Below are 23,015 nucleotides of genomic sequence, written 5' to 3'. Positions count from 1 at the left end.
ATTATCAAATAAGACTCAACTGTTCCATCGTCATTACACTCAACAGAAACAGGTACATCATTTGCCGTCAACGTTTCTTTATAAGGTTCGTGGCAATATGGACAATCTTGTTGTTCTTTAGTTAGTTTCATAATTATCACTCCAAACGATATAATCTTCTTTCCATAGTTTCTCGATATTCTGGATTGTAGCCCTGGGCTTTAATCAACTTCAGTCCCTCTTCATAGGTGCTGAAATCACCTTCAATACAATCATTATCCCCACACTGATTGCAGGTCTCTTGAATAGAATCTACTTGATTAGGATCATCAGTTACCTTTTCAAAATAATCTTCACCAAGATGTCCTCTGACTAAATAATAAGAGTTTTCCAATTTATTCATTGTCATCCTCCACTGGTTCTTTCATGGCATCAACGGCTTCCTTCGGGAACCATTGCGACATGATATGCAAATCATCGCCCGTATATTCTCTAGCATTTTCTTTACTCCCAAAGTCAAAGGTTACATAATCACCACTAGGTTGATAGCCGGTAACATATTGTTTAATAGCAATTGGTCCTTCTACATAACGCATTGCTGACAATACATATTTCTTTTCATGAAAACGTTCCTTAATTGGTGTATGCAGGAATTCTTCAATTAGTGCTGACAAATACTCACGACTTGGTTTCCCAAAACAGGAACCGAAATTATTTATAAAGTAGTTAATATCTAACAAATTCGTTGCATCGAAACGAATATCGAGCACCTCGTGTTCGCTATCATCATAGATGGCAACTACTCCATCAACTTTTTCTGCATACATGCGGTCATTCTGGTTTACTTGTTCGATAAATTCATCAATCTTCATCTTCGCTATCCTCAACTTCCCGTGCGTAGAGTTCTACGACCTTGCCGTTGGCATCATCAGCAGTAGCTTTGGCTTCATCAAAATCATCAAACAGTTTTACGTTATTCTTCGCTAGATGAATTCCAGATCTAACATAGCTGAAAAATGTTTGTCTAACGTCCTCACTGCCAACATAATTTCTGCCGACCTTTACTCCATACCCAATTGATTTAATATCCTTATCCATGTTTATTTACCTGCTTTCTTGCTGTATATGGTTGCGTTCCGTCTAAACTTTCCATACGACTTCCGCCAATACTGTGAAAACTCATAACTGCCGTGATCCATTAACTTGGCTTTGTGAATTTGACGTTTGCGGGTTCGCTTAATGCCACTTGGGCGAGCGTATTTAAACCACGCTGAATGGAAAGTTTTTACCAGTCGTGGGGTTATTTTCATTTGAACCTCAATCTCCACTTAATTCACTCGCTTTCACATCTTTTCCAATCGCACCTTGCGCAATCGTGACCATGTTGTTCAGTTTGTTAATTCCCAGCACCATGTAAAGATGGTCACGATACTTAACCGGCTGATCACTATTCATTCGTTGTTGTGCTTCTTCAATCGTCATTATTTTTCTTCCTCATTTTCATCGCTTGTAATAATTCATCGTCGGCAATCTGCTGTTCACGATCTTGATAAATTTCTTCTGCTTTGTAATAAATTCCATGTTCATCTGGAACACCAAAATCATCCGAAGCCGGCTGTAAGAAAACTCGTTCCCTGCATTGAGGGCAATTAACAAACCGATAGCCAAACGGTACTTTAATCGTCTTAGTTAGACCACAATATGGACAAGCTAACGCTGTTTTAACTGGTTCGTGATATGCGGGCTTGCTAGCTTGTTCATCATGTTTATAGTTTGCTGACGGTTTAAGATCATCAACAATCGGTAAACGTTCCGGCTCTGTATCATCGTCTATCTTGCCTGTTACCAACGCATAGGCCTGCTTAATCATTCGCAAATCAATAGTCTGTTGACCATTAGCAGTTAATTTCAAAGTTAAGCCGTTTTCTTTAATTTGAATTTCCATAAGTCCTCCGTTAGCAAAGCACTAAGCCTTGGTATTCCGTATTCACGTCTGCTGGTACCCTGCCCCGATTAGACGGTTTCGTTTCAGCTAGCTTGTGCACCAGTTCGATACATTGACACCGTAATTCATCACTGCCCCAGTAGCCTTCCCATGCTTGCTGAAAGTTATATGCTAAGCGATGATCATAAATTACGGTTGCCACCCATTCGCCTTTGCAGTAGATCTGCACGGCGTAGTCACGAAAACTAACGCTGTATATATCGCCTAAGTTCTCGACTTTGACTTTGAACATGCTGTATTTCATGCTACCTGCCCCGCTTTCTTTAGCTTGTTGCAGTAATCAAGATAATCAGCACAGGCGTTCCATACCCAAACGGCCTTTTCCACGGTTACCGGTTCAGCTTGCAGCCATTCCAGTTGATTATCAAACACCGGCGAATTAACGTTTTTAAAACGATACCGGCCGTGTTTTGCCATCAGGGTTTTTCGGCGCATTTGCATAAAGTTAATTCGCCCGGCAATGATCGCTGTTAGCTGTTCTGCTGTCAGATTTTGAAAGTATTGCTTAGTGACTTTATTCATTGCGGTTAGTGTGTTTTTCATGTTTCATCATCTCCAAACGTTGGGTTCAGGCGGTATTGTCCCGTCAGTCAAGGGTGCCGGCTGGCCTTCTTTGGGTTGGCCTTTATCTTGCATGTATTGCTTTTTAAACCAATCTGGAAGCGGTTCTTTGATGGTGCCTTGTTTTTTGCGCCTATAGCGCTGTTGATTCTGCTGACGGCGTTTAGCGTCCTGCTCTTCGGCTTGTTGAACGGTCTTGATTCCATCTCTTTCTAGCCTGTTAAGAATGGCAATTAGGTAATTCCAGCTAGGACGATCAGCCTTACTTGCTTGATTAAGCGCATAACAAACAAAATCAGCTCCTAAACGGCTAATGTAATTAATGAAAATCGAACTGTGAGTAGCACTCTGAACGTTTATTTGCAATTCTTGGGCTAATCGAAACGCATCGTTTCGTGTGGGCGCACTACTACTCTCTCTTGTATTACTCTCTTGTATTACTCTAGGTGTATTACTCCCTTTAGCATTTTCTAAATACCCCCCTTTAATATTCTTAATAGGGGTTTTAGTATTCTTACTACCCTCACTTAATTTATTAACTACCCTAATTATTCTATTAAGTACCTGTTTTCCCTGTTTATTGTAGGCAATCGTTAGGTACCCTTTTTCTTTTAGGCCATTAATAACTTGTGATACACGACTAGCTGAAATACCAAAGAATTGGGCGAAATGATTATTACTTGCATAACATCCGTTTTCACCGTCAAGGCTTTCAATTTCTGCCATAAATAAAAGCTCCATCGGTGTTAAATTTTCATCTAGCCAATATTTTTTAGGTATCCAAACACCGTTGAATGAACGATTGTCATTAGTAATGGTTCTTTTACCCATGCTTTAGTCCTCCTAAAATGGCACGTCATCAATTTCTGGTGCACTCCCGTTAAGTTTATCGTTATTGAACGGCAGCGTGCTTAAATCGACATTTTCGCCTTGCTGATTGAATGCAGATTGATTAGCACCGTTGTTGTAGTTATTCTGCTGATTGTTGTAATTGCTTTGATTGCCGTTCTTTGGTTCCAGTAAAGCAAAATTCTCAACAGTAACTTCGGTTACATAAACTTTCTGTCCTTGCTTATTTTCGTAATTACGGGTTGATAGTCGCCCATCAATACCAACTAGTGAGCCTTTGTGCGTGAAATTGGCGAAGTTCTCGGCTGATTTCCGCCAGACAACGCAGTTAATAAAGTCAGCATCACGACTGCCGTCTTGATTGCGAAACTGCCGATTAACAGCTAAGCGGAAAGCTACAACTGCGGTTCCTTGACTGGTATAACGTAGCTCTGGATCATCAGTTAGACGCCCGGTTAACACCACTCGATTAATCATTGTCTTGCAACTCCTTTAGTCTTTTCTTAGTTAGAATGTGAAATCTTAGTAGGTCTTCGTCTGATAATTTAACGGGCTTAATGTGGTATTTCTTAACGAATGAGTTAATTCCGATCTTGTGTTGCTCGGTATGGTGCTCTCGACACAAACTCATGAAGTACATCTTGCGTTCGTCAATCTCATGTCGATTGCGTCCCATACCAACAGCCCGATAGTGGGCTAAATCAGCATTCGGCTTGCCATCAAGAACACACGAACGAGTTTTCATTGCTAGAACTTGCTTAGGAAACTCATTCGGTATAGATTCCCATGTTTTGAGTTTGAACGGAATATTTTCCTCAAACAGAAAATCAAGAATGGTTAGAATCATTTGATTAGCTGTCGTCATTGAACAGTCGGACAAGTGGAAATATTCAATTCCAAAACTCATTTGGGTTCGAGCTTTGAAGTACTCTTCGGCGTCCTTAGGAACATCGCCCGTGTAATCGCAAAAGTCATTGATCAGGGCAAAGATTTTTTTACGTTGGTCAGGCGTAATGTGGCGTCCGTCATTGAGTTTTAATTCAACTTGTAATGGTTTCCCGTCGCTGAACTTAACTGCCTTGTAGCTATTGAAATCATCGTCTAGGCTGACGGTAACGTCCTTACCTTGGATTTTCCGTAACGTTCCAAACACTAGTTAGCCTCTTCAAACATATCTTGTTGATCTCCACCATTTAGAGTTGAGTTAATCATTCCTTCGACTAGCTTGTTCATTTCTTTCCATTTCTGAATTTTTGTTAAACTCTTATTTTTAAGCCCTTCTTTAGCTGTTTCTTTAGCCGTATTCTCCACATCTTGTGGTGAAATACCTAACACATTACTTGCTTTAGTAATTAAGCCACGGTATTGCTTCTTAGCTTTCTCCAATTCAACTTGTTGTTTATTATTAGCTGCCTTCTTTTCAGCTTGTTGCTGATCATTGGAATTAATATCGCCCATTGGTAAATCTTCGCCGGCGTATAAATTAAGCCCTAATCCTGCCATCGCTAAGCATTTGACCATGCAACGCTTTTGCGTCTTGTTGATCTGCTGCATGGTTGGATTAATTACGGCGTTATTAGCGTTATCCATCACGTACAGAGATTCAGTGTAGTCATGATCAGCAATCGTGATCGTACATTCCACCATCGTACCGGTTGGCGTATTCAGGTACGGAACTTCACGCCCCGTTAATTCATGCTTCACGACAACAGTTCGATAACGGGTATATTCCTTGTTACCGTATTTTGTTTGGCAGGCTTCCTGCTTGGTTGTCATGATCATTTCAGGATACTTAGTGAACTTTGGCGTTGGCGTATCAGGATATTGACTTTTAATCATGCTCCACGCCCAAGACCAGGACACGTATTTCAAGGCTGGTCCTTTTTTCATTCTGATTACATCAATGTGGTTAGATACATCAACGCTTGATAGTGTTTTGAACACGTCGATTTTTTCGGTCATGCTGCCACCTCCTAAAACTTGATTTTCATTTGTTTAGTTCCCTTGATAACGTTAATTCCTTTGAGCACTTCGCCCGTTTCGGGATTGAACACTTTACCATCTTGCACTTTGAAGTTATTCTTAATCCCTGTTTTGTCGATTGAACGGGTTTTCTTAACTTTGACCCATTTAGTGCCGTCAAGCTGTTTTAATAATATGGCCGTGTTGTAATTCCACTTGTCACGTTGCTTGTCAAATGTGACGTTTCCTGACGTTGATTCAAATCTGTATTCATGGTCAGCATCAAATTTCGGTTGAGTGTATTCATTAACAAGTTGGGTAAAGTTATCAATATCCTTTTGCAATGCTTCATTCGCCTTATCAGTCCGCTTTTGGACTTCTTCTGCATGTTTCGTATTAGCTTGTTGATAAAGTTCGAGTGAACGGATTTTGTCCAGTGCCCACTTCAAGGCGTCGTCATTTTCAATGGTCCAGCGTTGTTTTTCTTCTTGTTTAGTTTCTTCAGTCATTGTCATTCCTCCTAGAAAGGTAAATCATCAATTGCAAACTTGCGGATTTTTTGCTGATGTAAGACGGCATGGTTGAACTTTCCGGCTTGATCCATACTGCCCTTGTAGTATTCAATATCACGCTTAGTCTTAGCTCGCTGGTACTTATCAGCACACGCTTTAGAACAAAACTTGTGTCCGTCAAATTGAAAAAACTGGTGCCAATCAGTTACCGTCTTTTCCTTTTGGCAAACGTAGCATTTGAATTTAATCGCCAACGTAAACACCCCTTGCGTCTAAATAATGACTATCTACATAGCAGTCATGGTTTCGATCAGCTACATAACGTTCATGCTCTTCTTCGTCTAACTGGTCTTGGTAAACATCACTCGCATAAGCGAATTTTAGATTTAAGGCTTTAGCGCCTTGTTCCACGTCTTTAAATCCATACCAGTAAGCCGCATCGGCTTTCGTACAAAAAATTTCTTTTGGCTCTTTGGGTGCGTACCAATAACGATCATCGCCGCTTTCTCGGTCAAGGCCTATCGACTGCCCACAACATGCACAATAAAGATCAGTCATTGTTAGCCCCTCCTAATAAATCTTTAAGAGCATCGCCTAATTGGTTGAGTTTGTCATACGTGTCAGCACTTGGCGCTTTGATGTCGTATTTTTGTTCAATTACGTGTGTAACGTTTTCTTTGATCCATAGAAACATTTTTGCTAAATCTTCATCGTCAACAATTGCTGCCGATATCATCGCCATAATGACTTTTGGTGATCCAGAAATTAATGTCGGCCCACCCATTCCATCAGTAGAAACAGAAGCAAAAACAGCTTTAGGCTTCTCATTAACATTTAACGCTTTAGCAATTTGTAAATTCGTTTTATCAATATCCATGTTATAATTACCTCGTAATCAATTTAGATTTGTGATTCAGGAACTAGTGGCGGCTAGTCCCTTTTTTTGTACCGTCAGCAAATAATTCATCGACAATGTGACGAATGATTGGATATTTATTGTCAGTGAAATACATCGCCATATCGTAGCCAAAGAACACATCTCCAATTAGAAACATTGCACTCATTAGCGACATATTACCTTCACGGTAGGCAATTGTCGCAATGCTTGATGTAGCAACATAAATCATCGCTTTAATAACTCTCATCATTAACACCTCCATTCCTCAATAATCCATAGGATCAACACAACTACGGTTGCTGTACCGACTGCCAACTTCATTACTAGCGTGAAGCCACCTAAGGCAACGGCAATCAAAGCTACAAACATTAGTCCTAGAATTACGTTCCTTAGCGTCATCAAATCACCCCCATTCGTTGTCTAATATCCTTGGTTTTGATGTCCTTGTATTTCTCAATCCATGTTTTAAATCGCTTACGATTAATTTCTGGTTGTTCCCCCGGAACTTTACGAATGATTGAGTTATACGGAACATTGGGATCGTTCAAAATAGCCTTACGCCACCGCTGATATGTTGACTTGGTATTGATACCGCAGTAGTGATTTTCAACAATCCACTTAATCGACACCCATTCGGGCGCTTGCCTTTCCTGTATTTTCTGCCAAAACATTTCTAACGCTCGATTTGCTGTGTTTTCAGCAATCTTGTTATCATGCTCTTCCAGTTCTTCTGGTGTGAAACAGTAGACTGGTTTCATTTGATCACCACCTTATTTGATATACTTTGATTACTTCGAGACTGGTGTAACTGATGAAGAACTTAAATTTTTAAAACAGATTGAGGAACATCAACAATCTTCCAGTCATTAGCTTCCATATCGTCGGCACCGTATTTAATATTTCTGTCGGTTAATATTTTCCCTGTAATTAGTCTGCTAGTAGTATCTAAGAATATTGGTTTAATGATAGGCTGTTTAATATTCCATGTTTCACGACAAGCGGCTTTATTGCCACTTGTCTTTTTTAATGCGTCTAGTAGTTTCATTTGATCACCACCTTATTTTTGCCCTCCTAACTATCAGGTTTCGATTTTGTCAACTTTTTGACTAAAAAAAAGGCTCATCGGCGTATGGAGCTTCTTAGCAAGAATAGGTAACTCAACGGACTTAAATCGTGTATCACCATTCTCACGCTTCCAATAGTCGGCCCTTGTCTTTAAGCCGAGGAATTCAGCCATCTCCTGCGTTGTGTAATGATACTTCTCACGCTTGTCCTTAATCAACTGCAAGTTAATCATGTACGCCATCTCTTCACCTCCTGTTTCGATAATCTCAACTTACATTTATCATTATAGTTTATATTTTAGAAACGTCAATAGTTTTTGTATCTTTTTTAGAAACTAATTGTATCTTTTTTAGAAACCACACTATAATAATGTTGTATTAAAAGAAACCGATTGTGTGGTGTATTAATTGGAACAGAATAATTTAGCTATTAGGATTGTTGACCTCCGCGAAAAAGCCAATATGAATCAAGTTGAATTGGCTAAGAAAATGGGTTTTGACAAATCAACAATGAGTAAAATCGAAAATGGGACAAGAAAAGTATCGTCCGATGAACTTAGAAAATTATCCAAAATCTTCAATGTTTCTGCTGATTATCTTCTCGGACGTACCGATACTCCGCAGTTTACTCGGAAGGATGAACGGGATGTCCAGAAAATCCTTACCAATATGACTGAGGGATTGAGTAACGATTCCACCCTCTCTTATATGAAGAATGGTGGTGAAGAAATCGACGAAGAAGATGCTGAACTTCTGCGGGCTTCACTGGAAAACGTCATTCGTCAATCCAAGCTGATTGCAAAACAGAAGTTTACTCCAAAGAAATATCGGAAAGATAAGGATTAGCGAGGTGATTTTTATGCTTAGGGAACGCATAAAACACAAAGCTCATGAGATCGTGTACACTACTGGTACTCGTAATCCAATCAAGATTTGTGAAGCCAAGCATATTCCTGTGTACTATGACGATCTGGGAAAGCAAATCATGGCTTATCACACTGTAATAAAAAGAATACCCGCTATCGTGCTCTCAACACGAAATAGCGAGTTTGAAAACACTTATTCCTGTGGTCATGAATTGGGTCATCATTTCTGCCGACATGTTGGAAATACCGAGTGTCTCAATAGAAATAATTTACGTTTTTCTACTATGGGCAACGAAGCAGAGGCCAATGAGTTTATGGTCGACTTAATGCTCGATGGTATTAACCCTCACGACTACAGAACTAAAAGTCAACTACTCCAAGCCTGTGGGATACCCATTTGGGCAGAGAGGTACGTTGATTGGAGAAATTTGATTAAATTTTACGTCCAAGCGTGATCGACGTTAAAAGCTAAGGGAGGGTATCACTAATGAGAAAATTATTATTATTGTTGAGTATTATACTAAGCTCTTTATTTATCAGTGTTAGTGTGTCAGCTGATCTAAAAAGCGACGTAGAACAATCAAACGATCCAAACACTTTGACTAAATATATTAATTCAACTACTGCTGGGAAAAGTATGCCTGTTAAAAAAGTTACACATACCGAGGATAATAACTATACGGTATACGTCCTAAAAAAGAAACCAAAAGTGGCCTCACTCGCTCAACGTGTTAAGTTTGCGAAAAGCATTCAAACTATCATGGATGAAACACCTCAAAACTTTCGCCGGAATGGGATTGCCTTCTACCAAGGCAGCAGTAATGAGGCAAACTTTATAGTTGCTTTTAACGCAGAAAAGATTTCCAGTAATTATGCCCATGCTGTGCAGTCTTCACGTCTTGGCAGTTTAGATGCTGGCACTACTGCTTGTTACTTTGAACCATACTTCGCAAAAGATGATGCGAATGGTGGGGCAAAATCAAGCCCTGATACTCAGGGTAAAAATGCTGGTCCAGATGGGGAGACTTTAATCGAAACAATTCAAGATGTTACTGAATAATTTAAACCGGTCGATTTCGACCGGTTTAAAAATATGTCTAATAGAACATTCGTTTGAAAGAAGGTGTCACAATGTGGATTGAAGATTTGCCAGACGGTAAGTATAAATTTCGTGAACAGTACAAAAACCCTTTAACTGGTAAATACAATAAGGTCTCAGTTACTCTACCTAAGAAAACGAACGCAACCAAACGACAAGCCCAAATTATGCTTGAACAGAAAATCACTCAAAAACTACGAAGTATTCAGGACGGCAACATTAAGCAAGGCGTTACGCTGGGTCAGGTTATTAAAGAATGGGAACCAGTCTATAAAAAGCAAGTCCTCTCTAGCACCTTCTACTCATGGAAAACGTATAAGAAACAAATTAAACAGCGAATGAGATTCGATCTACTAGTTAATAAAATCACGCCCAAGTATTTAATTAACTTGTATGAAGATATGATGTACAAAGAAAACTATGACAAGGAATTTGTTTCTCAATTAAAGTCAAAAGTTAATCACATTCTGAAATATGCTTATCAGCATGATTATATATCTTCCCTCCCCAGTGCCAACTTGCCGATTAATTGGCCTAAAAAGCGTAATCAATCAAGCATTGAAGCCAAATTTTTGGAAGATGACGAATTACAAGCCGTTTTAAAATACGTTGACGCTCACAATCATACTTATAAATCTTTGCTTGAATGGCAATCATTAACGGGTATGCGGTTTGGTGAAGCGGCAACCATGCAGATTAAAAACATTCATGAAGAGAACGGAAAATACTATGCTGACGTGGTTGGTACCATGGTTTACCACGGATTGCGAGTTGCGGATCATTACAAAAGCCCATTAACTAAGACCGATTCAGGTCGCCGAACCATTTTTCTACCACAACGAGCAGTTGAAATTTATAAAGAGTTTGCTCGCAATAAACATAAAAATGACTTCCTTTTTCAGTATAAAACTAACCTGATCATGCTTGAAAACATCAATCACTTACTAGCTCATGCTAAAAAGAAATTACACATCAACAAAACTTTATCATCACATACCATGCGACACACTCACGTTTCTAAACTTGCCGAACTCGGAGTACCGTTATATATTATTCAAAACAGAGTTGGTCACAGCGACTCAAAAATTACCGAACAAGTTTATATGCACGTTACTAAAAAAGCTAAGGCAAAGTACGATAATTTGATTAATCAAATGTAGTTTTCCCCTTTTGTTCCCCTTTAAAGAAAATAAATAAAACTAAAAAGCCTATCATTACTGATTTTACAGTATTGATAGGCTTTTTATACTACTTTGCTCGACAAAGTGATGCGGCAAAGAGGGTGTATCCAACGGATATTCAGATATTAAAAGTCCGTGACGTTTAATCAGTCGTTGAAGATGGTCATGTTCGGGCGGATAGACACGATTTAAGCCATTACCTACTACCGCAATGGTTTGTCCCCCGTAACGAATGGTCAGAGCATGGCTTGAACCATCTACACCCCGTGCTAAACCACTAACAATTGTCACCCGATGTTGAATTACCGGTGGTAATAATTGTTGAAGACTCTCTTTTGCATAATTCGTCATTTGACGAGCCCCGACGACTGCTAAACACGTCGTTTGGAGCAGCTGCTGATTACCCATAAAATAAAGCACCAATGGTGGGCAGTAAATTCTTTTCAATAGTTCTGGATAGGCTGAATCAACAATTGTAATGACCGGCATTTGGCGATTTCGTTGATAAGCAATTTCTGTTTCTGCCGACGACCAATAACTTAAAAAACGCTGGCGAACGTGATCCTTAATTTCGGCAATTGATGTTAGAGTAGCCATATCATCAAACTCATAACGTTCCGCTGCAATCTTCCACAATCGATACTTTGAAATGATGCCGAGGCCTTGACAAACATTTAACTTAATCAAAAATTCTTTTGGTTGCATGTAAAAAACTCCTTCCATTATTTAAAAACGGAAAGGAGCTATATTTGCATTTTTTTCATTTAATTTTTACAAAAAATTGGAAACTGGCGCAAACGTTTTCCGATGGATGGGGGTTGCGCCATACTTTTGAAGCCCGATTAGATGTTGTTTTGTTCCGTAACCCATGTTATGTTCAAAATCGTAACCTGGATATAACCGTGCATAATCGGCCATTAAGTGATCACGATATTCTTTAGCAACAATACTGGCCGCTGCAACACTGATGCTTTTCTGGTCGCCCTTAATTAGAGTAGTTTGTGGTATTGGCAAATCCAGTGGAACCGCATCAACAATTAGGTGATCTGGTTGATGGTGTAGTTCATTCACTGATCGTTTCATCGCTTCTTGAGTAGCACGATAAATATTTAACCGGTCAATTACTGATGATGAATTCACCGCAATACTAATCTCCACTGCTTCATCTACAATCCGCAAATAAAGTCGTTCGCGTTCTTTACGCGAAAGCATCTTGGAATCAGTAACTTCAATCAAGTCAAAGTCCGGATTTAAGATCACTGCACAAGTAACTACCGGTCCTGCTAACGGTCCACGACCAACCTCATCCATCCCAGCAACATAGCGATTGCCTGCATTCCAGAGCGCTCGCTCATATTTAAAACGTTGTTCAAATGCTTGCATAGCTGCTGCTCGTTTATCGAGTCGTCGTTCCAGTTGATGCAATGCGGTCTGAACTCCCTTACGCGAATCGCTCTGCAATCTTTGGACTAAAGGATCAGTTAAGCTAGTGACTGACTTTAATTGGTCTTTGATATCTGCCACACTTATCTTATTAGTCATTGGTTTGTTCCGCTCCGATCTCAGCTGGAGTTTCTAGAGAAATCGCACCAAATTTTCCCTTGCGTAATTCAAAAATTAAACGTTCACTTGCGCGATCATAATCATCACGAAAGCCCATCTTTTCAGTAATCAGTAATAAAAGGTCTGGATCGCTGACAGACTCAGCCACTTCTGTATCTGATAAGCGATAACGCTTTTGCAGTTCAACTAAACGATGTTGACGAAGATAGCGAAGAGCAAATAGAGCCACATCGTCCTTTGGAAAAAGACTATCTTTAATGGCGCCGGTTAGTGCTAGCAAAGTTCCTTGTCGTTCAGTGGCAAACTTCGGCCATAATACACCGGGAGTATCCAGCAACTCTAAATCAGTAGACAAGCGAAGCCATTGCTGCCCTGTAGTAACCCCGGGACGATTACCAGTGGCTGCCACATTTTTCTTCACTAAGTGATTTAATAAGGTTGACTTGCCAACGTTTGGGACCCCAACACACATTGCACGAATCGCTCGCTTTTTCATCCCTTTTGTTTGTTCGGCTGCTAGCTGATCCTTCAAGATTGCTTGTGCTTTTTGCGTAACGATCCTGGCCACATTTTTTCCTCGTGAATCTAATGCTAACGCTGGTTGTTCATGTGCAGCAAAGAAATGTAACCATTCCTTAGTCACCTGAGGATCAGCTAAATCAGTTTTGGTCAAAATCAGTAAGCGAGGTTTAGTACCAGCCGCACGACTCACCTCTGGATTTTGGCTTGAATACGGAATTCGCCCATCAACCAACTCAAATACAATATCAACCAGCGACATTTGTTCACGAATTTGACGAAGCGCTTTGGCCATATGACCAGGAAACCATTGAATTGTTGCCATAATTTTCTCCTATTCCATTTTATTTAAATATAGTTGCCATGCATCATCAAAAATCGTCATGGATGGCAAGTAATTGGCATTTTCTTCTAAATATTGTGAGATTTCATCAAAATTTTGAGATTGCTTGGGAAAAGTTGAATCTAAGAAGGCATTGTTAGCAAACTGTTCAACCGCCGTTGGCGAGTTCGGTTGCCGTAACGTCATTAAGTAATGGTAAAAACTAGTCCGATACATTTAGAACCCTCCATTCTTTGGAATAGAAATCAAGAAGCGGAATTGTCCGTTTTTAACATCAATTTGTTCGGCTGAATAATGAAGCGCGTGTTGTTGACTATATTTATTGAGATCTAACAAAATCGTTTGTTTTTGCTGATTAACGTAAACCCAATTTGGCAGCTTATATTGCTTTTTAATATATCCCATTACGTACTTAATTGGTAAATTTAAACGACCAACTGATAGCCCTTTGGCACGAAGCAAAATATTTCCATTTGATTTTCGTTCTGGAATAAAGTTAATCGCAAACTGAACTTTAGCACCAAAAAATTTAGATGTTCCCACGATCGTGGCATACTGAGTTCCAACAATAAAACGATATTTAATGTTATTCCCCTTTAAAAGGCGGTCAAGATAATTACTGGAGAGGGCGTTCACTTGCTTGCGATTTAATGTAACTTCAAATGAATTAGCTGTTTTAGCCGGTACACTGGCTTCCGTTGGTGTCTCTACTGGTGCCGTGATTCGATTATAGATTAAACATCCAGTACCAATTAATAATATGATCAATCCCCAGAAAGCCCATTTCCAGTAATTATGTGTTTTCATATGTTTCATGCAAGTCTCTCCTATCGTTTTTTATATTCAAAACTGTCGTGTTGAACCATTACTTTAAATAATTGTTCGGTCATCTGTCGATACCCCAGGTGATTCGGATGAAAATTATCGTCAGTTGAAATATACTGATTTAAATTTTTGTTACGTTCGTTCATGATCGTTAACAACTGTTTTTGTGATACCTGACCACTATTTGCCTGTTGAGAGGACTTTACTAAATACTGACGCTGTTGCTTAGTTTTGTACTGACCATACGACATTAAATGATTAATATCAACAAAATATGCCGGTTCATATCCACTCAAAATATCTTTAGTTAAATAATTCCACTTGGTAATAGCATTATTAATATTGTCTGCCTGTGGAAAGTATGTATAGACCGGGTTATAGATACTCATCACAAAAATGGGGGCAGTATGATTCTGTTGCCGAATTACCCGAAAAAGACGTTGAAGTTTCCGCTGATAAGTCTCACCAGCCTGATTAAGATTTTTCTTTAGTGATTGCGTAGAATTAATGGTTAAATCTTTTTGTAATGACTGCATTAAATCATTACCACCAACTGTCATTACAATGACATCCGCTTTTTTTAAGTTTTGCTGAATTGCTGGTTGGTGGTTAATTCGGCCGAGAATTTGATCCGACCGATCACCACTCACTCCATAATTAACCGTTGTTATCTGATTATGAAATTTTCTTTGCAAACGCGGTTTGATAATGCCAACGTAACCACCCTGTTTTTTTTCATCACCTTGACCATACGTTAGAGAATCGCCAATTGCTACCAAGTGGACAGTTTTTTTTACCACCCGAGTCGGGGATGAACTTGTTTTCGTGGTATTTTGCTGATGAAAGTACTGCCAGCTCAGCCAACCGCACAATACCAAACAAATAATCACCAATCCTAAAATGACGTTTCGTCGACTTCGCTTTGTCAAATCATTCTCCTCCATCTTCACCAATTGCCTAATCATTAAACTATTAGCGTACAAAGAGAGGCCTAGAGTCCGGTTTTACCGAGCTTCAGGCCTCATTATTCCATGGTTGCCACGAACCTGCCTAATTCAACTTATTCTGTGTAATAGTGCAAACTGTTAGCACCTAAGCCAGTATGCGTTGCAATAATCGGCACCGTTTCCCGTACAACAATCCGAATATCTGGAAAATGTTCTTTCAAACGTTTTAGCAACCAGTCAACTTCTTTAGTTGCTTGAACATCAGAAATACCAATTGCTTTCACTTTAGGTCCATCAATCATCTGCTGGATGATTCGTTCCCAAGTTTTATGCAAATACTTGGTGCCACGTCCCTTACTATCAATCGTGATTTCTCCATCTTTAATTTCCAACATCACTTTAATGTTTAATAGTTTAGAAAGTGTCCCTGAAAAGCGATTGACTCGTCCACCGGCGACTAAATTATCGAGTTTGTCAATTGCTAAGAATAACTTAGACTTGGCAAAAACATCGCGCATTTTGGCAACAGCCATATCAATATCACCACCATGCTCAATGACTTTAGCAGCCTCGATAATTTGAAAAGCCATACAACGGTCAGTAGTATGACAATCCACCACCGTTACCGGTGTTTTCGTCATATTAGCTGCCTGTTCTGCTGCGTGCACAGTACCACTAATTGATTCCATCATACAAACACAAAGAACCTTACTCCCATCAGAACCCAACTGATCAAATGCTTCAACAAATTTACCGATCGGTGGCTGTGACGTTTTTGGCAAGCTCTGCGCGTTTTTCATCATTTCAGGGAATTGGTCATTGGTGATTGTTTCACCCTCAGTATAAACGGTTCCATCAATCATCACCGTTAATGGAATGATTGTAATGTCATACTTTTTTATTTCGTCTTCAGTTAGCCCCGCTGAAGAATCACAAACAATTTTGATTTTTGACATGGTTTTGCCACACTTTCTAAATAATTTGCTATAATGAATCTAGTTATTAAAACTAGATGTTGTCATACTAATACTATTTAGTGTTTGATTCAAGTTCTTCTGGTCTCGAATTCATCTCCTACGCACTTAAATAGTATACCAAAAGATACATAACATTGCATATTTGCCTTATGAATAAAAGGGAGTCAAATTTAATGAACAAGGAACAACGTGTATACACTGACCTACCAATCGAAATTATGAATGCCATTTCGCATGGAATCGGGACCTTACTCTCGATTGCAGGACTGGTTTTCCTGATCATCATGGCAGTGCATCGGGGTGGTGCAACTAGAATTGTTACATTCACTATTCTAGGTAGTGTAATGGTTTTCTTTTATTTAAGCTCCACTCTTTTTCACAGTTTAATTTATACACGAGCCAAAGTTGTGTTTCAGCGTCTTGACCACTGCTTTATTTATGTACTCATCGCCGCCAGCTACACTCCATTTTGTTTGGTCGCCATTCGTGGATGGTTAGGCTGGACATTATTTGGTGTGGAATGGGGAATGGCGATTTTAGGAATCATTTACAAAAGTATTTGGCTAAAGCACAAAAGCAATTGGTCTACTTTAATCTATGTGATTATGGGATGGCTGTGCATTGTTGCATTCTGGCCACTTTGGCACCACTTAGATACAATCGGTTTTTCGTTATTGCTAGCCGGGGGACTTACCTACACTATCGGGGCCATTATTTACAGTTTCCCCCGCAAGACGGCACATTTAGTTTGGCATTTCTTTGTCTTAGCTGGTTCAGCATTTATCTATTTTGCGGTCCTCTTTTTCGTCTAATCGCCACTCTTCAAAATAACAACTGATTGCGGCAGTCTTTGAATTCCGGACTGTCGTTTTTTTGTTTAAATGCCACTGCTGGTAATTAATTGGAATCATCCTGACATCGCCATGATGATCACCAACTACAATCGTTCGGTGCAACACACTGACACAGTTGATTGTTTGTGCAAATAGACCAGCACCACCAATAATGCAAACCTCATCTTCATTTGCATATTGCTGCTCAATCAATACCATTAACTCATTAATCGAAGCTACAGTAATCACGCGCTGATCATCAATCGAATGATGCGAAACCACAATGTTATCACGATGTGGTAGTGGTTGCCCAATTGACGCAAATGTCTTGGCTCCCATAATGATTGGATGATGAGCGGTGACAGCTTTAAAATGTCGTAAATCTTCTGGTAAATGCCATGGCAATTGCCCGTTTTTACCAATCCATCCGGCTTCGTCTTCTGCCCAAACAAATGATATTTTCATCTTTAACCTCACTAAACTGCCACTGGGGCTTTAATTGCCGGCTCATGCTCATAATCTTGTAGTTGAATGTCATCCACTGTATATTGATCAAGTTTCTTCGTCCCGTTTGACAAAACTAATTTCGGTGCCGGGTGTACCTGACGCATTAGTTGTTCTTTAACTTGTTCAATATGGTTGTTATAAATATGTGCATCTCCTAAAGTATGTACAAAGGAGCCAACCTCAAGATCACATTCTCGTGCGATCAGGTGAGTCAGTAATGCGTAACTGGCGATGTTAAACGGTACCCCGAGAAAAATATCGGCTGATCGTTGGTATAACTGACAGCTTAATTTACCATCATTAACATAAAACTGAAACATCGTGTGACATGGTGGCAATGCCATTGATGGGACATCTTCTGGTTTCCATGCAGAAACAATTAAACGACGTGAGTTCGGATTCCGTTTAATTTCATTAATGACATTTTGAATTTGATCGATCGTATCGCCACGAGATGTTCGCCACTTTCGCCACTGACTACCGTAAACTAGCCCTAAATCGCCATACTTCTTAGCAAACTTGTCATTATTTAATATCTGCTGGCAAAACGCTTTTTTCTCTGCCAAGTATTGTTCTTTAAAAGTGGGATCTGATAACCACCGATGACCAAAATCGGTCATATCGGGGCCGCGATATTCATCACTAGTAACCCACTTTTTAAAAGCCCATTCATCCCAAATATGATTATGGTGCTGTAATAAAAAACGAATATTAGTATCACCACGTAAAAACCATAGTAATTCACTTTTAATTAACCCAAATGCGACTTTTTTCGTCGTTAAAATTGGAAAACCCTTTTGCAAGTTAAAGCGCATTTGATACCCAAAAATGGAATGAGTGCCTGTCCCCGTTCGATCGCCTTTCAAATGGCCGTTCTCTAACACATAGCGTGCTAAATCGAGGTATTGTTGTTCGTTTTCATTAATTACCATGTTATTACCCCTTATTCTACGTAGTTGCTTAGGTATTCCCAACGTGCAGTTTTATCATCAATCTGTTTTTGAATATCATTCAATTGTTTTTGTAATTTCGCTAATTTTTCATAGTTATCACCACTCTCATTCATTTCATTTTCAATCATTTGTTGTTGATGATCGAGCTTATCCAAGTCATCATCAATCCGATCCCATTCTAATTTTTCGGCATAAGTTAGTTTTGTTTTCTTCTTTGATTGTTGACTAGCTGGTTCCGAATGATTGGTCTGTTTCGTAGGTGACTTTTTCGATGTTGCTTTATGTAGTGAAGCTGTCTGTTTTGCTAAATAATCAGTAAAGCGACCCGTATATCTGTCGATGACACCATCTCCTTTAAAGATCAATAGCTGGTCTGCTACTCGATCCAAGAAGTAACGATCATGTGATACAGTAATTACAGTTCCCGCAAAATCATCCAGATAATTTTCCAAAACTGTTAAAGTAGAAATATCAAGGTCGTTAGTAGGTTCATCCAGAAGCAAAACATTCGGCTGTTGCATCAAGATTTTTAATAGATAAAGTCGACGCTGTTCACCACCAGATAATTTACGAATTAGTGTTCCATGCATAAACCGTGGAAACAGGAATTCTTCCAACAAATTTGTTACGCTAATCCGTTCACCAGCAGCATTTTTGACAGAATCAGCAACTTCCGAAAGATAGTTAATTACCCGTTGGTCTTCATTAATTGGTTCTGTTTGCTGTGTATAGTAGCCAAGTTTAACCGTTTCTCCAATGTTAATCACACCACTATCCAATTGTTGTTGGCCAGCAATAACATTTAATAATGTCGATTTTCCAGCTCCATTCGCTCCAGAAATACCGATCCGTGCGTCAGGTTGAACTAACCAGTTAAAGTCCTTTAGGATTTGATGATGATCGAATTTAAGGTTGGCATGATCTATTTTGATCACGTCCTTACCTAACCGTTGTGAACCAAGACTAATCTGCACATCTTGATCCTCCTGCAGATTACCAATAGAGGCCTTCAACTGATTAAAACGATTAATCCGGCCCTTTTGCTTCGTGCTCCTTGCTTTAGCACCATGACGCATCCAAGCTAGTTCTTTTTTATACAAAGATTGCCGTTTTCTTTCGCTTTCTGCGGCCAATTCAACCCGTTCCGCCTTTTGCTGAACAAAAGCTTTATAATTACCATCGTAATGATACAACTTACCAAACGATAATTCCCAAATATGATTAGTTACCTGATCAAGAAAATACCGATCATGGGTGACGACTAAGACCGCCCCCTTGTAACTTGCCAAAAAATCTTGAAGCCAGACAATTGAAGGGATATCAAGCTGGTTCGTTGGTTCATCTAGCATTAAAAGATCTGGATGTTGAATTAAAATTTGCGCTAAACCAACCCTCTTTTGCTGGCCACCAGATAATTGCTTAATTGGCTGATGTAGATCAGTCAGTTTTAATTGGGTCAAAATCGTCTTAACTTGACTTTCTGCTTCCCAAAGATCCTCTTGATCCATCTTGCCCTGCATCTTGGTGAAATGATCAATTGCTTGAGGATTATCAGGATGCTGACTATAACGATCAAGGGCTTCTTCATATTGACGAATCGTACTAAAAATCCGTTGGTTTCCGGCAAAAATGGCCTCCATCACCGTTTTATTCGGATCTAAAGCTGGTTTTTGCTGTAAATAACCAATTGTATAATCGTTTGGTTTGGTAATTTCACCCGCATCAGCACTCGTCACTCCAGCGATAACATTTAATAGACTAGTTTTACCGCTCCCGTTCGTGCCGATCAGACCGATCCGATCACCCTCGTTGATCATTAGTGAGATTTGATCAAATAATGTCTTCTCACCATAAGTACTCGTTAAGTTATCTGCGCGTAACGTTTGCATTCCATTTACCCTTTCTTCAATAAATCCTGTGCTACTTGAAGTAGTTGATTTGGATCATTATTAATCTCGCCTTGTACAACTAACACTAATAATTGATGAATGACTTTACCAAGCAACGGTCCCGGTTGAATATCTGTATTACGAATTAGCATATCACCATCAATTGCTAACTCGTGAGGCTTCTTAATTGGTAGTTGTTTATACATTTTTTGTAAATCTTGATGGGGCAGTCGATTAAAATCAGCAATCTGACTCGCCACCGTCACTGCTGATTGCCCAGCTTTGAACAATATCATTGAATTAACTTGCTGGTTTTGGACTGCCAAAAGAACCATCATGGCTCGCTGAACTTCACTAATTAAACTATTAGACAGCTTCCAAGCTTTCATAAACTTTTTGATTGCTAATGGTTTAAAAATCTGCAAAGCATATAGCAATCCTAACCAAGCAGCAAAGTCATTAGTAATTAGCGACCAATCATCATGTTGACTAAAATCTTTTAGCTCCTGAAAATGTGTCTTTAGTAATGGACAATATTGATATAAATTAGTCGTTAAAAAGTATTCCAAGCCACGTTGTGGATTTAATCCAAGCAGCAGCTTCGTGAATTCAACCTCAATCCGTTCAATTGCAATCTTCTTCAATAGTTCACCATGATTTTGAATTCCTTGCAATGTTGCCGAATCGATGGAAAAATTTAATTTAGCGGCAAAGCGAACCGCCCGCATCATTCGCAATGCATCTTCATGGAACCTTTCTTCAGGGTTACCTACTGCGCGAATTAAATGTCTTTTTAAATCCGTGATTCCGTCAAAAAGATCAATCACGGTGCCGTCTTCCTTCATTGCTAAAGCATTAATGGTAAAATCACGTCGTTTTAAATCATCTTTTAACGATCTGACAAAGGTGACATGATCAGGCCGACGAAAATCTTGATAACCGCTCTCAGTTCGAAACGTGGTTGTCTCATAGCCAGTTCCATGGTCAAGAATCATCACCGTACCATGTTGGATTCCGGTGTCGACGGTTCTTTTAAAAATGGCCTTAATTTCACTAGGGTAAGCAGAGGTGGCAATATCAATATCATGAATTTCATCGCCCAAGATCGTGTCACGGACGCTTCCCCCAACAAAGTAGGCCTCAAAACCTGCTTGCTCAATTTTACGTAAAACTGGACGTGCTGGTTCGAATAATGATGGTAATTGTTTAATTTGCATTTTATCACTCTTCATTTTTGGATTACGAACTAATTTTAACAAATTTTACTTTACATCGGTTACTTTTTATAAACTGACCTACAAAAAAACCTAACGAGAACGATTGCTCGTTAGGTTTAGTTTAGTAATCACGATATGAGTCAAGCAGATCTTGCATTTCAGAGTCCGTTGGTACTAATTCTACATACCGTTCTAATTCATCAATTAATTGTTCACGCTTCCCCGTCTGTTGATAGAAGTCAATTAACTGTCGCAAGAAAGTTGGATTGTCCTGATAAGCCGGTAAGGCTGTTTCAAAGGCATGCCCAGCTAAATCGAATTGTTCCAATGCTAAATACGATTGAGCAAGATTCCATTCAATCTGTGGATCAACCTCATGTTCTTCTTCAAATGGCTTTAATAAATCAACATTATCTTGGTATTGGTGCTGCTGTAACAAATAATTACTGTACTGTAAAGCAACTGTCAGATTATCTGGGGCTAACTGATGTGCGCTTGTTAAATATTTACCCATTAGTTGATAGTTGCCTAGATGACTAGCAATTTTAGCAGCTAGCGCGTATAGCTGTTCATTATATTGGTCAACTCCTAGTCCTTCTTGAGCAGCTGTTAACGCTTTTTGATATTGATTTTCCTTTAGGTAAGCGTTCGCCAGTGCTGGATAAGCAGATGCATATTGATCATCGTAGTCAATTAGTTCTTCAAGAGTATTAATGGACTCTTTGACCTTTCCCAAATTTAATTGGGTCATTCCAGTCTGAAAACGAATGTCAGCAGTTTGATACTTTGGAGCAACTTGTTTAAGGTAACCTAAGGCTTGCTCAAATTTACCACTTTGAGCATAAGACATCCCCAGACGACCAGCGATGTCCACCTTAGCAAACTCTAAATACCCCTGACGAATTAATGACAAATACAAAGGGATTGCCTGATCATATCGACCTACCAGATAATAAAACTCACTCAAGGCAAATAAGACTGCTGGTTCCTGTGGGGCTAACTCAAATGCTTCCCGGAGTTTTTCTTCAGTCACCTCAAACTGTTCTTCCGTTTGGTAGAGATCAGCTGCAACTAGCAGTGATTGTAAGTATGCTGGTGAATGTGGCTTAATTTGTGACAAATACGTTAACGCTTCGTCATTATGTCCTCCATCAATTGCAATTTCAGCCAAAGAAGCCCGAATTTCATCCTCGTTCGGATATTTATCGAGTAACTTAAGGTAAATTCGTTGTGCTTGGTGTAAAAATCCTAAACTATACAGCTGCTCTGCTAAATTAAAAAGGGTGTCATCATCATCTTTACGTAGTGCCCAAGCAAACGATTTTTTAGCGTCTGTCAGCTGACCACTATTTAATTGATCCAGCATTTTTTCTGAATAGCTCATTGGTTTCCTCCTCCAATAAATGTTGCGTTATTAATTTAAAGAAATAAAAAAAGGCTGAGTATAACTCAAGCCCTTTTTTGCG

The 23,015-nt window shown here is 39.3% G+C and carries 38 protein-coding genes; 5 read left to right on the top strand and 33 right to left on the bottom strand.

Features of this window, described 5'->3' with window-relative positions:
* Window positions 1-136: 136 nt before the first annotated feature.
* The 21 genes from Q0C76_RS07855 to Q0C76_RS07755 form a co-directional block, all read right to left on the bottom strand.
* On the bottom strand, window positions 137-382 hold the full coding sequence (locus Q0C76_RS07855; protein ID WP_295731691.1) for a hypothetical protein: 246 nt from the start codon (window positions 380-382) through the stop codon (window positions 137-139).
* Complete coding sequence (locus Q0C76_RS07850) at window positions 375-851, bottom strand: hypothetical protein (protein ID WP_295731689.1); 477 nt, start codon at window positions 849-851, stop codon at window positions 375-377. Before Q0C76_RS07850 ends, Q0C76_RS07855 begins: the two co-directional genes overlap by 8 nt.
* Window positions 841-1,077 carry a hypothetical protein gene (locus Q0C76_RS07845; protein ID WP_295731687.1) on the bottom strand — a complete coding sequence of 79 codons (237 nt, stop codon included), beginning with the start codon at window positions 1,075-1,077 and terminating at the stop codon, window positions 841-843. Before Q0C76_RS07845 ends, Q0C76_RS07850 begins: the two co-directional genes overlap by 11 nt.
* Window positions 1,078-1,079: 2 nt before the next feature.
* Entirely contained in the window at window positions 1,080-1,289 is a 210-nt protein-coding gene (locus Q0C76_RS07840; RefSeq protein WP_295731685.1) for a hypothetical protein, read from the bottom strand.
* Between the two features lie 7 nt (window positions 1,290-1,296).
* Complete coding sequence (locus Q0C76_RS07835; protein ID WP_295731683.1) at window positions 1,297-1,461, bottom strand: hypothetical protein; 165 nt, start codon at window positions 1,459-1,461, stop codon at window positions 1,297-1,299.
* Entirely contained in the window at window positions 1,451-1,924 is a 474-nt protein-coding gene (locus tag Q0C76_RS07830; RefSeq protein ID WP_295731681.1) for a hypothetical protein, read from the bottom strand. The genes Q0C76_RS07835 and Q0C76_RS07830 overlap by 11 nt, the downstream gene beginning before the upstream one ends.
* A gap of 10 nt (window positions 1,925-1,934) precedes the next feature.
* Window positions 1,935-2,228 (bottom strand): hypothetical protein, encoded by a 294-nt coding sequence (locus Q0C76_RS07825; protein ID WP_295731679.1) that lies wholly within the window; start codon window positions 2,226-2,228, stop codon window positions 1,935-1,937.
* Window positions 2,225-2,527: a hypothetical protein gene (locus Q0C76_RS07820; protein ID WP_295731677.1), complete on the bottom strand. Its 303-nt coding sequence runs from the start codon at window positions 2,525-2,527 to the stop codon at window positions 2,225-2,227. The genes Q0C76_RS07825 and Q0C76_RS07820 overlap by 4 nt, the downstream gene beginning before the upstream one ends.
* A gap of 6 nt (window positions 2,528-2,533) precedes the next feature.
* Window positions 2,534-3,376 (bottom strand): DnaD domain protein, encoded by an 843-nt coding sequence (locus tag Q0C76_RS07815; RefSeq protein WP_295731675.1) that lies wholly within the window; start codon window positions 3,374-3,376, stop codon window positions 2,534-2,536.
* A gap of 12 nt (window positions 3,377-3,388) precedes the next feature.
* Window positions 3,389-3,871: a single-stranded DNA-binding protein gene (ssb, locus tag Q0C76_RS07810; protein ID WP_295731673.1), complete on the bottom strand. Its 483-nt coding sequence runs from the start codon at window positions 3,869-3,871 to the stop codon at window positions 3,389-3,391.
* On the bottom strand, window positions 3,864-4,547 hold the full coding sequence (locus Q0C76_RS07805) for a putative HNHc nuclease (RefSeq protein WP_295731671.1): 684 nt from the start codon (window positions 4,545-4,547) through the stop codon (window positions 3,864-3,866). Before Q0C76_RS07805 ends, ssb begins: the two co-directional genes overlap by 8 nt.
* A complete protein-coding gene (locus Q0C76_RS07800) occupies window positions 4,547-5,356 on the bottom strand; it encodes a DUF1071 domain-containing protein (RefSeq protein WP_295731669.1) in 810 nt (269 codons plus the stop codon). The genes Q0C76_RS07805 and Q0C76_RS07800 overlap by 1 nt, the downstream gene beginning before the upstream one ends.
* 11 nt (window positions 5,357-5,367) lie before the next feature.
* Window positions 5,368-5,865: a host-nuclease inhibitor Gam family protein gene (locus Q0C76_RS07795; protein WP_295731667.1), complete on the bottom strand. Its 498-nt coding sequence runs from the start codon at window positions 5,863-5,865 to the stop codon at window positions 5,368-5,370.
* A gap of 11 nt (window positions 5,866-5,876) precedes the next feature.
* Window positions 5,877-6,122: a hypothetical protein gene (locus tag Q0C76_RS07790; protein ID WP_295731665.1), complete on the bottom strand. Its 246-nt coding sequence runs from the start codon at window positions 6,120-6,122 to the stop codon at window positions 5,877-5,879.
* A complete protein-coding gene (locus tag Q0C76_RS07785; protein WP_295731663.1) occupies window positions 6,112-6,426 on the bottom strand; it encodes a hypothetical protein in 315 nt (104 codons plus the stop codon). The genes Q0C76_RS07790 and Q0C76_RS07785 overlap by 11 nt, the downstream gene beginning before the upstream one ends.
* Complete coding sequence (locus Q0C76_RS07780) at window positions 6,419-6,745, bottom strand: hypothetical protein (protein WP_295731661.1); 327 nt, start codon at window positions 6,743-6,745, stop codon at window positions 6,419-6,421. The genes Q0C76_RS07785 and Q0C76_RS07780 overlap by 8 nt, the downstream gene beginning before the upstream one ends.
* A 43-nt stretch (window positions 6,746-6,788) precedes the next feature.
* On the bottom strand, window positions 6,789-7,016 hold the full coding sequence (locus Q0C76_RS07775; RefSeq protein ID WP_295731659.1) for a hypothetical protein: 228 nt from the start codon (window positions 7,014-7,016) through the stop codon (window positions 6,789-6,791).
* On the bottom strand, window positions 7,016-7,165 hold the full coding sequence (locus Q0C76_RS07770; protein WP_295731657.1) for a hypothetical protein: 150 nt from the start codon (window positions 7,163-7,165) through the stop codon (window positions 7,016-7,018). Before Q0C76_RS07770 ends, Q0C76_RS07775 begins: the two co-directional genes overlap by 1 nt.
* Complete coding sequence (locus Q0C76_RS07765) at window positions 7,165-7,524, bottom strand: hypothetical protein (RefSeq protein ID WP_295731655.1); 360 nt, start codon at window positions 7,522-7,524, stop codon at window positions 7,165-7,167. Before Q0C76_RS07765 ends, Q0C76_RS07770 begins: the two co-directional genes overlap by 1 nt.
* Window positions 7,525-7,586: 62 nt before the next feature.
* On the bottom strand, window positions 7,587-7,811 hold the full coding sequence (locus Q0C76_RS07760; RefSeq protein ID WP_295731653.1) for a hypothetical protein: 225 nt from the start codon (window positions 7,809-7,811) through the stop codon (window positions 7,587-7,589).
* Between the two features lie 33 nt (window positions 7,812-7,844).
* A complete protein-coding gene (locus tag Q0C76_RS07755; protein ID WP_295731651.1) occupies window positions 7,845-8,072 on the bottom strand; it encodes a helix-turn-helix transcriptional regulator in 228 nt (75 codons plus the stop codon).
* 166 nt (window positions 8,073-8,238) lie between these two features.
* Here Q0C76_RS07755 and Q0C76_RS07750 point away from each other — a divergent pair, with 166 nt between their 5' ends.
* The 4 genes from Q0C76_RS07750 (at window position 8,239) to Q0C76_RS07735 (ending at window position 10,955) form a co-directional block, all read left to right on the top strand.
* Window positions 8,239-8,676, top strand: coding sequence for a helix-turn-helix domain-containing protein (locus tag Q0C76_RS07750; protein WP_295731649.1), 438 nt, complete (start codon window positions 8,239-8,241; stop codon window positions 8,674-8,676).
* Window positions 8,677-8,689: 13 nt separating this feature from the next.
* Entirely contained in the window at window positions 8,690-9,151 is a 462-nt protein-coding gene (locus Q0C76_RS07745; protein ID WP_295731647.1) for an ImmA/IrrE family metallo-endopeptidase, read from the top strand.
* Between the two features lie 32 nt (window positions 9,152-9,183).
* Window positions 9,184-9,756 (top strand): hypothetical protein, encoded by a 573-nt coding sequence (locus Q0C76_RS07740; protein ID WP_295731646.1) that lies wholly within the window; start codon window positions 9,184-9,186, stop codon window positions 9,754-9,756.
* 71 nt (window positions 9,757-9,827) lie between these two features.
* Window positions 9,828-10,955, top strand: coding sequence for a site-specific integrase (locus Q0C76_RS07735; protein ID WP_295731644.1), 1,128 nt, complete (start codon window positions 9,828-9,830; stop codon window positions 10,953-10,955).
* Window positions 10,956-11,018: 63 nt separating this feature from the next.
* Here Q0C76_RS07735 and Q0C76_RS07730 read toward each other — a convergent pair whose 3' ends face one another.
* From Q0C76_RS07730 to Q0C76_RS07700, 7 genes are all read right to left on the bottom strand, one after another.
* Window positions 11,019-11,681 carry a DNA-processing protein DprA gene (locus Q0C76_RS07730; protein ID WP_295731642.1) on the bottom strand — a complete coding sequence of 221 codons (663 nt, stop codon included), beginning with the start codon at window positions 11,679-11,681 and terminating at the stop codon, window positions 11,019-11,021.
* Window positions 11,682-11,747: 66 nt separating this feature from the next.
* On the bottom strand, window positions 11,748-12,518 hold the full coding sequence (locus Q0C76_RS07725; protein ID WP_295731640.1) for a ribonuclease HII: 771 nt from the start codon (window positions 12,516-12,518) through the stop codon (window positions 11,748-11,750).
* Complete coding sequence (gene ylqF, locus Q0C76_RS07720; RefSeq protein WP_295731638.1) at window positions 12,511-13,383, bottom strand: ribosome biogenesis GTPase YlqF; 873 nt, start codon at window positions 13,381-13,383, stop codon at window positions 12,511-12,513. The genes Q0C76_RS07725 and ylqF overlap by 8 nt, the downstream gene beginning before the upstream one ends.
* A 9-nt stretch (window positions 13,384-13,392) precedes the next feature.
* Window positions 13,393-13,617, bottom strand: a complete 225-nt coding sequence (locus Q0C76_RS07715) for a YozE family protein (protein WP_295731636.1) — start codon at window positions 13,615-13,617, stop codon at window positions 13,393-13,395.
* Window positions 13,618-14,217, bottom strand: coding sequence for a YpmS family protein (locus tag Q0C76_RS07710; protein WP_295731635.1), 600 nt, complete (start codon window positions 14,215-14,217; stop codon window positions 13,618-13,620). It abuts the gene before it with no gap.
* An 11-nt stretch (window positions 14,218-14,228) separates the two neighbouring features.
* Window positions 14,229-15,155, bottom strand: a complete 927-nt coding sequence (locus Q0C76_RS07705; protein WP_295731633.1) for an SGNH/GDSL hydrolase family protein — start codon at window positions 15,153-15,155, stop codon at window positions 14,229-14,231.
* Window positions 15,156-15,286: 131 nt separating this feature from the next.
* The gene (locus Q0C76_RS07700) at window positions 15,287-16,129 is read right to left on the bottom strand and encodes a DegV family protein (RefSeq protein WP_295731631.1); all 843 of its coding nucleotides are present in this window, start codon (window positions 16,127-16,129) and stop codon (window positions 15,287-15,289) included.
* Between the two features lie 194 nt (window positions 16,130-16,323).
* Here Q0C76_RS07700 and Q0C76_RS07695 point away from each other — a divergent pair, with 194 nt between their 5' ends.
* Entirely contained in the window at window positions 16,324-16,962 is a 639-nt protein-coding gene (locus tag Q0C76_RS07695; RefSeq protein ID WP_295731630.1) for a hemolysin III family protein, read from the top strand.
* Here Q0C76_RS07695 and Q0C76_RS07690 read toward each other — a convergent pair.
* The 5 genes from Q0C76_RS07690 to Q0C76_RS07670 form a co-directional block, all read right to left on the bottom strand.
* Window positions 16,924-17,448 (bottom strand): dihydrofolate reductase, encoded by a 525-nt coding sequence (locus Q0C76_RS07690; protein ID WP_295731628.1) that lies wholly within the window; start codon window positions 17,446-17,448, stop codon window positions 16,924-16,926. The two genes, Q0C76_RS07695 and Q0C76_RS07690, sit on opposite strands and share 39 nt — an antisense overlap.
* Window positions 17,449-17,459: 11 nt before the next feature.
* The gene (locus Q0C76_RS07685; RefSeq protein ID WP_295731626.1) at window positions 17,460-18,422 is read right to left on the bottom strand and encodes a thymidylate synthase; all 963 of its coding nucleotides are present in this window, start codon (window positions 18,420-18,422) and stop codon (window positions 17,460-17,462) included.
* Window positions 18,423-18,433: 11 nt separating this feature from the next.
* Window positions 18,434-20,332 carry an ABC-F family ATP-binding cassette domain-containing protein gene (locus Q0C76_RS07680; protein ID WP_295731624.1) on the bottom strand — a complete coding sequence of 633 codons (1,899 nt, stop codon included), beginning with the start codon at window positions 20,330-20,332 and terminating at the stop codon, window positions 18,434-18,436.
* A 5-nt stretch (window positions 20,333-20,337) separates the two neighbouring features.
* Window positions 20,338-21,549: a CCA tRNA nucleotidyltransferase gene (locus tag Q0C76_RS07675; protein WP_295731622.1), complete on the bottom strand. Its 1,212-nt coding sequence runs from the start codon at window positions 21,547-21,549 to the stop codon at window positions 20,338-20,340.
* 121 nt (window positions 21,550-21,670) lie between these two features.
* Window positions 21,671-22,933, bottom strand: a complete 1,263-nt coding sequence (locus tag Q0C76_RS07670; protein WP_295731620.1) for a lipopolysaccharide assembly protein LapB — start codon at window positions 22,931-22,933, stop codon at window positions 21,671-21,673.
* Window positions 22,934-23,015: the final 82 nt, after the last annotated feature.

The sequence above is a fragment of the uncultured Limosilactobacillus sp. genome, assembly GCF_934202705.1.
Taxonomy (GTDB): domain Bacteria; phylum Bacillota; class Bacilli; order Lactobacillales; family Lactobacillaceae; genus Limosilactobacillus.
This window is presented reverse-complemented; position numbering and strand designations above follow the sequence as displayed.

Bases quoted from the DNA above. Each gene is read 5' to 3' on its own strand.
- Q0C76_RS07725 (WP_295731640.1), bottom strand. From the start codon at position 12,518: ATGACTAATAAGATAAGTGTGGCAGATATCAAAGACCAATTAAAGTCA.
- Q0C76_RS07670 (WP_295731620.1), bottom strand. From the start codon at position 22,933: ATGAGCTATTCAGAAAAAATGCTGGATCAATTAAATAGTGGTCAGCTG.
- Q0C76_RS07780 (WP_295731661.1), bottom strand. From the start codon at position 6,745: ATGGATATTGATAAAACGAATTTACAAATTGCTAAAGCGTTAAATGTT.
- Q0C76_RS07695 (WP_295731630.1), top strand. From the start codon at position 16,324: ATGAACAAGGAACAACGTGTATACACTGACCTACCAATCGAAATTATG.
- Q0C76_RS07710 (WP_295731635.1), bottom strand. From the start codon at position 14,217: ATGAAACATATGAAAACACATAATTACTGGAAATGGGCTTTCTGGGGA.
- Q0C76_RS07785 (WP_295731663.1), bottom strand. From the start codon at position 6,426: ATGACTGATCTTTATTGTGCATGTTGTGGGCAGTCGATAGGCCTTGAC.
- Q0C76_RS07815 (WP_295731675.1), bottom strand. From the start codon at position 3,376: ATGGGTAAAAGAACCATTACTAATGACAATCGTTCATTCAACGGTGTT.
- Q0C76_RS07850 (WP_295731689.1), bottom strand. From the start codon at position 851: ATGAAGATTGATGAATTTATCGAACAAGTAAACCAGAATGACCGCATG.
- Q0C76_RS07855 (WP_295731691.1), bottom strand. From the start codon at position 382: ATGAATAAATTGGAAAACTCTTATTATTTAGTCAGAGGACATCTTGGT.
- Q0C76_RS07760 (WP_295731653.1), bottom strand. From the start codon at position 7,811: ATGAAACTACTAGACGCATTAAAAAAGACAAGTGGCAATAAAGCCGCT.
- Q0C76_RS07830 (WP_295731681.1), bottom strand. From the start codon at position 1,924: ATGGAAATTCAAATTAAAGAAAACGGCTTAACTTTGAAATTAACTGCT.
- Q0C76_RS07690 (WP_295731628.1), bottom strand. From the start codon at position 17,448: ATGAAAATATCATTTGTTTGGGCAGAAGACGAAGCCGGATGGATTGGT.
- Q0C76_RS07765 (WP_295731655.1), bottom strand. From the start codon at position 7,524: ATGAAACCAGTCTACTGTTTCACACCAGAAGAACTGGAAGAGCATGAT.
- Q0C76_RS07800 (WP_295731669.1), bottom strand. From the start codon at position 5,356: ATGACCGAAAAAATCGACGTGTTCAAAACACTATCAAGCGTTGATGTA.
- ssb (WP_295731673.1), bottom strand. From the start codon at position 3,871: ATGATTAATCGAGTGGTGTTAACCGGGCGTCTAACTGATGATCCAGAG.
- Q0C76_RS07755 (WP_295731651.1), bottom strand. From the start codon at position 8,072: ATGGCGTACATGATTAACTTGCAGTTGATTAAGGACAAGCGTGAGAAG.
- Q0C76_RS07735 (WP_295731644.1), top strand. From the start codon at position 9,828: ATGTGGATTGAAGATTTGCCAGACGGTAAGTATAAATTTCGTGAACAG.
- Q0C76_RS07740 (WP_295731646.1), top strand. From the start codon at position 9,184: ATGAGAAAATTATTATTATTGTTGAGTATTATACTAAGCTCTTTATTT.
- Q0C76_RS07730 (WP_295731642.1), bottom strand. From the start codon at position 11,681: ATGCAACCAAAAGAATTTTTGATTAAGTTAAATGTTTGTCAAGGCCTC.
- Q0C76_RS07775 (WP_295731659.1), bottom strand. From the start codon at position 7,016: ATGATGAGAGTTATTAAAGCGATGATTTATGTTGCTACATCAAGCATT.
- Q0C76_RS07845 (WP_295731687.1), bottom strand. From the start codon at position 1,077: ATGGATAAGGATATTAAATCAATTGGGTATGGAGTAAAGGTCGGCAGA.
- ylqF (WP_295731638.1), bottom strand. From the start codon at position 13,383: ATGGCAACAATTCAATGGTTTCCTGGTCATATGGCCAAAGCGCTTCGT.
- Q0C76_RS07745 (WP_295731647.1), top strand. From the start codon at position 8,690: ATGCTTAGGGAACGCATAAAACACAAAGCTCATGAGATCGTGTACACT.
- Q0C76_RS07680 (WP_295731624.1), bottom strand. From the start codon at position 20,332: ATGCAAACGTTACGCGCAGATAACTTAACGAGTACTTATGGTGAGAAG.
- Q0C76_RS07685 (WP_295731626.1), bottom strand. From the start codon at position 18,422: ATGGTAATTAATGAAAACGAACAACAATACCTCGATTTAGCACGCTAT.
- Q0C76_RS07770 (WP_295731657.1), bottom strand. From the start codon at position 7,165: ATGACGCTAAGGAACGTAATTCTAGGACTAATGTTTGTAGCTTTGATT.
- Q0C76_RS07715 (WP_295731636.1), bottom strand. From the start codon at position 13,617: ATGTATCGGACTAGTTTTTACCATTACTTAATGACGTTACGGCAACCG.
- Q0C76_RS07675 (WP_295731622.1), bottom strand. From the start codon at position 21,549: ATGCAAATTAAACAATTACCATCATTATTCGAACCAGCACGTCCAGTT.
- Q0C76_RS07835 (WP_295731683.1), bottom strand. From the start codon at position 1,461: ATGACGATTGAAGAAGCACAACAACGAATGAATAGTGATCAGCCGGTT.
- Q0C76_RS07825 (WP_295731679.1), bottom strand. From the start codon at position 2,228: ATGAAATACAGCATGTTCAAAGTCAAAGTCGAGAACTTAGGCGATATA.
- Q0C76_RS07820 (WP_295731677.1), bottom strand. From the start codon at position 2,527: ATGAAAAACACACTAACCGCAATGAATAAAGTCACTAAGCAATACTTT.
- Q0C76_RS07840 (WP_295731685.1), bottom strand. From the start codon at position 1,289: ATGAAAATAACCCCACGACTGGTAAAAACTTTCCATTCAGCGTGGTTT.
- Q0C76_RS07700 (WP_295731631.1), bottom strand. From the start codon at position 16,129: ATGTCAAAAATCAAAATTGTTTGTGATTCTTCAGCGGGGCTAACTGAA.
- Q0C76_RS07795 (WP_295731667.1), bottom strand. From the start codon at position 5,865: ATGACTGAAGAAACTAAACAAGAAGAAAAACAACGCTGGACCATTGAA.